Source organism: Arsenicicoccus sp. UBA2120 (assembly GCF_002330965.1).
GTDB classification, from domain to species: Bacteria; Actinomycetota; Actinomycetes; order Actinomycetales; family Dermatophilaceae; genus Arsenicicoccus; species Arsenicicoccus bolidensis.
This window is the reverse complement of the sequence record NZ_DCYC01000039.1, coordinates 18,516-22,446: the sequence shown is the minus strand read 5'-3', so window position 1 is coordinate 22,446 and position 3,931 is coordinate 18,516. Positions and strand designations below refer to the sequence as shown.

3 protein-coding genes are annotated in these 3,931 nt (G+C 72.4%); 1 reads left to right on the top strand and 2 read right to left on the bottom strand.

Annotated features, from left to right (window positions below):
• Positions 1–56: 56 nt before the first annotated feature.
• The gene (locus B2P18_RS05085; RefSeq protein WP_029211180.1) at positions 57–596 is read right to left on the bottom strand and encodes a DUF4916 domain-containing protein; all 540 of its coding nucleotides are present in this window, start codon (positions 594–596) and stop codon (positions 57–59) included.
• Complete coding sequence (locus B2P18_RS05080; RefSeq protein WP_286956359.1) at positions 593–2,041, bottom strand: FAD-binding oxidoreductase; 1,449 nt, start codon at positions 2,039–2,041, stop codon at positions 593–595. Before B2P18_RS05080 ends, B2P18_RS05085 begins: the two co-directional genes overlap by 4 nt.
• 62 nt (positions 2,042–2,103) lie before the next feature.
• On the opposite strand from B2P18_RS05080, the gene B2P18_RS05075 reads away from it, so the two are divergent.
• Positions 2,104–3,333 carry an acetyl-CoA hydrolase/transferase family protein gene (locus B2P18_RS05075; protein ID WP_286956357.1) on the top strand — a complete coding sequence of 410 codons (1,230 nt, stop codon included), beginning with the start codon at positions 2,104–2,106 and terminating at the stop codon, positions 3,331–3,333.
• Positions 3,334–3,931 lie beyond the last annotated feature (598 nt).

The window sequence follows — 3,931 nt, the reverse complement described above, 5'->3', positions numbered from 1 at the left end:
AGACGAGGCTGGCAGCCAACGAACGAAGGCCGGTCGATGCCTTTACCGGGGGCGGGTCAGACGGCGAAACCGAGGTGGGCGAGGGCCTGCCGCAGCAGGGTCGCGTGGCCCCGACCCATCTCCTCGCCCACGGCGCGGCTGCACGCCTCGCGCGGGGTCAGCCAGGCCAGGTCCAGGGCATCCTGGGACGGCGCGCAGTCACCGGCCACGGGCACGACGTAGCCCAGCGCCACGGCGTGCTGCCGCGGGTCGTGGAACGGCGTGACCCCCGGGGTGGGGAAGTACTCCGAGACCGTGAACGGCTGGGGGCTGACCGGGATCCGCGGCATCGCGAGGGGCCCGAGGTCCTTCTCGATGTGCCGGATCAGCGCGTCGCGCAGCCGCTCGTGGTAGAGCACGCGTCCGCTCACCAGCTCGCGCGCCATCTCGCCGTTGCCGGACACCCGCAGCAGGGTGCCGACGTGGGTGACCTCGCCCCGGTCGTCGACGCGCACGGGCACGACGTCGACATAGAGGATGGGCAGCCGCTCCCGCGCCTGCTCGAGGGACTCGTGGCTGAGCCAGGCGGCCGAGGCGTCGACGTCCATGGGGTTCATGCCGACATTCCATCACGCGAGGGACGGTGCGGCGCGGGAGCGTTCATCGGCGTCGCGGGCCACAGGACGCGCCCGGGGTTCATGATCCCCAGCGGGTCGAAGAAGGCCTTGAGGCCACGCTGACGCTCGATCTCGGCGGTCCCGAGCTCGCGCTCCAGCCAGTCGCTCTTGAGGATGCCGACGCCGTGCTCGCCGGTGATGGTGCCGCCCAGGCGCAGGGCCTCGTCGACGAGGTCGGTGACCGCGTCGTGGGCGCGGCGCACCGCGTCGAGGTCGGCCGGGTCGAAGTAGACCGTCGGGTGCAGGTTGCCGTCGCCGCCGTGCCCCGCGGTGACGATGCGGGTGCCGTGGCGCTCGCCCACGGCATACCCCCGCTCGATGAACTCAGCGAGGTGCCGGACTGGCACGCACATGTCCTCCGTGAGGTTGTGGCCCAGGCCGTCCAGCGCGGGGGAGATGACCCGGCGCCCGGCCATCAGGGTGTCGGACTCCTCGCGTGATCCCGACACCGACACGGACGTGGCCCCGGCGTCCGCGCACACCGAGGCATAGCGGGCCGCGTCCTCGGCGGCGTGGCCCGGGCGGTCGGACTGGACGAGCAGCGCTGCCTGCACCCCCGCCGGGAAGCCGTAGTCGCCGCTGCCGACGTGCTCGCCATACGCCCGGATGGCCCCCACCGTGGGGCCGTCCATGATCTCGAGGAGGTTGGGTCGGTGGCGCTCGCGGCGCAGCGCCACGATGGCCTCGCACCCCTCCCGCAGCGTCGGGAAGGTCGCCAGCACGGTGGTCGGGTCGTCCGGCCGCGGGACGAGGCGCGCCCACACCCGGGTCACCACGCCGAGGCAGCCCTCGGACCCCACGAACAGCCCGGTCAGGTCCAGACCCGCCACCCCCTTGGCGGTCCGGTGGCCGGTGTGTATCACCTCGCCCCCGGGCAGGACCACCTCGAGAGCTCGTATGGCGTCGCTGGTGGCGCCGTACTTGAGGCAGCACAGCCCACCGGCGTTGGTCGCGACGTTGCCCCCGATCGTCGAGATCGCCACCGAGGCCGGGTCAGGGCCGTAGTGCAGGCCCACGCCCGACGCCGCGGCCTTGAGGTCGGAGGTGATGACGCCCGCCTGCACGAGCGCCAGTCCCTCCACCTCGTCGACGTCCTCGATGGTCGCCATCGCCTCGAGGTTGAGGGCCAGACCGCCCTCGAGCGGGACCGCTCCGCCCGCCAGTCCCGTGCGGGCGCCCTGCGGCACCACGGGGATCCGCTCGGCCGCCGCCCAGCGCAGCGCCTCGACCACGTCGCCGGTGTCGCGGGCCCGGACGAGCGTGAAGTCCCGCGGCTCGGGGATGCCCAGCGCCGCGTCGAGCGCGTGCGCCGACAGCGTGGCGGGATCGGTGAGGGCCGCCGCCTGCAGGGCGGGTGGGACGAGACGGTGGGCGGTAATCGTCATACGAGTGATCGTAGGCGGAGCCCGGGTGCCGACGTCCACAGGGGCTCGGGCAGGCTAGGACCATGAACGTCATCAGCACCGCTCAGATGAAGTCCCTGCTGGAGCGCGCACCGGAGAACCCCCGCGTCGTCGCCACCGGCAACCACGTGCCGCCCTGGGCGCTGCTGGGGGTCGTCGACGAGGCCCTGCCGACCTACCGCCTCAACATGCTCAACGCGCCGGCGGGCATCTCCACCCGCGAGGGCGTCCAGCACGAGTCCTGCTTCGTCGGGGTGGGGATGCGCAAGCTGCCGACCCTGCACTACACACCGACGCGACTGTCCTTGGTGCCCATGCTGTTCCGCACGACCCTGGCGCCGGACATCGTCGCCGTGCACGTGAGCGCCCCCATCGGTGGCAAGGTCTCGCTCGGCGTCGAGGTCAACGTCATGGTGGCCGCGATCGAGGCGGTCAAGGAGCGTGGCGGCATCCTGGTCGCCCAGATCAACAAGCACATGCCCTACACCTACGGCGACGGCGAGTTCCCCGTCGAGATCTTCGACGCCTTCATCGAGGCCGACGCGTCGATCGCCGCGGTCCAGGCGCAGGCCAAGCCCGACGACGCGACCGCCCTCATCGGCGAGCTCGTGTCCGGGCGCGTCGGCAACGGCGCCACCCTCCAGCTCGGCATCGGCGCGGTGCCCGACGCGACGCTCCCGGGCCTCGCCCGCCGGCACAACCTCGGCATCTGGACCGAGATGTTCTCTGACGGCGTGCTGCTGCTCGACCGCGTGGGGGCGCTGGACGAGATGCGGCCCATCGTCGCGTCGTTCGCGTTCGGCAGCGAGGCGCTCTACCAGTGGTGCCACCTCAACAACCGGATCATCATGCGCCGCACCGAGATCACCAACGACCCGGGACAGATCGCCAAGCAGCCGCAGATGACCTCGATCAACACGGCGCTGCAGGTCGACCTGCTCTCGCAGGCCAACGCCTCGCGCATCAAGGCGCGCATCCACTCCGGCTTCGGCGGGCAGACGGACTTCATCGTGGGGGCGCTGCACTCCAAGGGCGGCCAGGCCATGATGGCGCTCCGCTCCTGGCACCCCAAGGCCGACGTGTCGACGATCGTGCCCATGCTGACCGAGCCGACCACGTCCTTCCAGCACTCCGCGGTGATCACCGAGCAGGGCGTCGCGGAGGTCTTCGGCCACCCGGAGAAGGTCCAGGCCCGCAACATCATCGAGCAGGCCGCGCACCCGCAGGTCCGCGACTCCCTGTGGGAGGCGGCCCACGGCCTGGGCCTCGCCTGACCGGTCCTCGCCAGACCTGGCAGCTGCGCCCGGTCCTGGAGGTCCTGGCCACCAAGGTCGGCGCGGACGGGGCCACCGCCTACCCCCTGCGCCCCGACTGGCGTCCTTGAGCCGTATGCCGTCCCCGCGTGCGGGCGGACTCGCACGCACAACCAGACGAAGGCCCAGGACGCCACGCAGCTGCTGGGCGTTGTGCAGGTGAGTCCGCCGCACCCTGACGCCACGCGTCGGGCGTTGCTCAGAACGGCGGGTGGAGAGGCGGTGGCTGTCGTCGGTGCGGCGGTGGCGTGAGCTCCAGCCGCCGTGCCCACTCCGGCCACGCGAGGTCTGCACGCACCGAGAGGGTCGTCTCGGTGGTGGGCCCCACCGGTTCGGGAGCTTCCGCCTCGTCCGGCCCGTGTCGCCCGAGGCGGGCCAGCACCTCTGGCGCCACGAGGCGTCTCACGTGACGGGCGAGGAGGTCCTCGGCGGGCGACAGGTCCGGCGGGCGGGGGACGGTCGGACCACCCGCACCGGGTGGAGGTGGTGGGACGGGTGAAGCTGATGGGACGGGCGAAGCTGATGGAACGGGTGAGGCCGATGGGCCGGGTGACGCGGA

Excerpts from the sequence above, each read along its gene's own strand:
- B2P18_RS05075 (WP_286956357.1), top strand. The coding sequence starts at position 2,104 with ATGAACGTCATCAGCACCGCTCAGATGAAGTCCCTGCTGGAGCGCGCA.
- B2P18_RS05080 (WP_286956359.1), bottom strand. The coding sequence starts at position 2,041 with ATGACGATTACCGCCCACCGTCTCGTCCCACCCGCCCTGCAGGCGGCG.
- B2P18_RS05085 (WP_029211180.1), bottom strand. The coding sequence starts at position 596 with ATGAACCCCATGGACGTCGACGCCTCGGCCGCCTGGCTCAGCCACGAG.